Source organism: Streptomyces graminilatus, from assembly GCF_001418565.1.
Taxonomy (GTDB): Bacteria; Actinomycetota; Actinomycetes; order Streptomycetales; family Streptomycetaceae; genus Streptomyces; species Streptomyces graminilatus.
Window position 1 is genome coordinate 1 of sequence record NZ_LIQQ01000476.1, and the last position, 1,823, is coordinate 1,823.

Here is a 1,823-nt window from a genome sequence, read left to right on the forward strand (position 1 = left end):
GGCCGTGCCGTCGGAGAAGCGGAGCTGGTGGCGGTTCGGGGCCTGTCCGAAGCCGGAGGAAAGGTAGGCGGTGTCGAGGAGGGTGATGCGAATACCCGCGTCGGAGGCGGCCTGGACAAGCGCCTCGCCCATCGCGTTCGGGTCGGCGTACGGGGTGCCGCCCGGGGCGTGGTGGACGTAGTGGAACTCGCCGACGGCGGTGATGCCGGCGAGGGCCATCTCGGCGTACACCGCGCGGGCGAGGGCGTGGTAGCTGTCCGGGGTCAGCTTGTCGGCGAAGGAGTACATGACCTCGCGCCAGGTCCAGAAGGTTCCGCTGCCGACCTGGACGGTGCCGCGCAGAGCGCGGTGGAAGGCGTGCGAGTGGGCGTTCGCCAAACCGGGCAGGGTGAGCCCGCGCAGGATCTCGGCGCCGGGAGGCGGGGCGTCGACGCCCATCCGGACGGCGGCGATACGGCCGTCCCGCACACCGAGGGCGACGCCCGGCTCGACGTTGGTGTCGAGCCAGGCGTGCTCCAGCCAGTACGTCCGTGCTTGGGGGTGGGTCACGTGCAGGCCAGCCCTTCGAGTACGTCGGCGAGTGCGGTCACCCCGGCCACGCAGTCGTCCTCGGCGGCGTACTCCGCCGGGGAGTGCGAGACGCCCGTGGGGTTGCGCACGAACAGCATGGCGGTCGGGATGCTCCCGGAGAGGATCCCGGCGTCGTGTCCGGCCCCGGTACCCAGGACGGGAACGGAGAGACGGGTGTCCTCTCCGTCCTTCCCGAGCAGTCGGGCGAGTTCGTCGCGCAGGGCGTGGTCGAACTCGACGACGGGGGTGAAGGACTCCCGGACGACGTCGAGATCGATGCCGTGCGCCTCGGCGTACTCACGGGCCGCCTTCTCGACGCCGGAGACGACCGCGTCGAGGGCCTGCTGGTCGGCGGCGCGGGAGTCGAGCCAGCCGCGCACGAGGGAGGGGATGGCGTTGACCCCGTTGGGCTCGACGCTGATCTTCCCGAAGGTGGCCACGGCACCGGCGAGTTCGGCCTCGCGCCGGGCGGCGAGGACCGTCTCGGCGTACGACAGCATGGGGTCGCGCCGGTCGACGAGGCGGGTCGTACCGGCGTGGTTGGCCTCGCCCCGGAAGTCGAACCGCCAACGGCCGTGCGGCCAGATGGCACTGGCGATGCCGACGCGGTCGCCGCTCAGGTCGAGCGCCCGCCCCTGCTCGACGTGCAGCTCGACAAAGGCACCGATGCGGGCGAGCCGTTCCGGATCCGGCCCGATGGTGTCCGGGTCGTACCCGGCGGCCTCCATGGCCTGCGGCAGGCTGATCCCGTCGCCGTCGGTCAGCAGCCTGGCCTGCTCGACGGTGACGGCACCGGCGGTGAGCCGCGACCCGACACAGGCGAGCCCGAACCGGGCGCCTTCCTCGTCCCCGAAGTTGACGATGGCCAGCGGCTTGCCGAACCGCGCGCCCCGCCCCCGGAGTTCATCGAGAGCAGCGAAGGAGGACACGACACCGAGGGGCCCGTCAAACGCCCCACCATCGGGCACGGAGTCAAGATGCGACCCGGTGACAACAGCGTCCCCGGCCCCGGGATCCCCGAGCCAGGCCCACTGATTCCCGTTCCGGTCAACCTCGTAGACCAGCCCCCGGCTCTCGGCCTGCTCCTTGAACCAGGCCCGGCATTCGAGATCGATCCCGGTCCAGGCGTAGCGGCGGTAGCCGCGGGATTCGGGGTGCCGCCCGATGGGCGCGAGCTCGCGCCACATCTGGTGGAAGGAGCCACCAGCCGCCCTGCCACCCCGCTGTGGGCTGTCGTTCCGCAGGGCGATGGG

At 72.0% G+C, this 1,823-nt stretch carries 2 protein-coding genes; both read right to left on the bottom strand.

Annotated features, from left to right (window positions below; translation table 11 throughout):
* The coding region (locus AOK08_RS33385) for an amidohydrolase family protein (RefSeq protein ID WP_157876894.1) at positions 1-549 on the bottom strand (549 nt) is incomplete at its 3' end.
* Positions 546-1,757 (bottom strand): allantoate amidohydrolase, encoded by a 1,212-nt coding sequence (locus AOK08_RS33390; RefSeq protein WP_063794181.1) that lies wholly within the window; start codon positions 1,755-1,757, stop codon positions 546-548. The genes AOK08_RS33390 and AOK08_RS33385, both read right to left, overlap by 4 nt.
* Between the last annotated feature and the right edge of the window lie 66 nt (positions 1,758-1,823).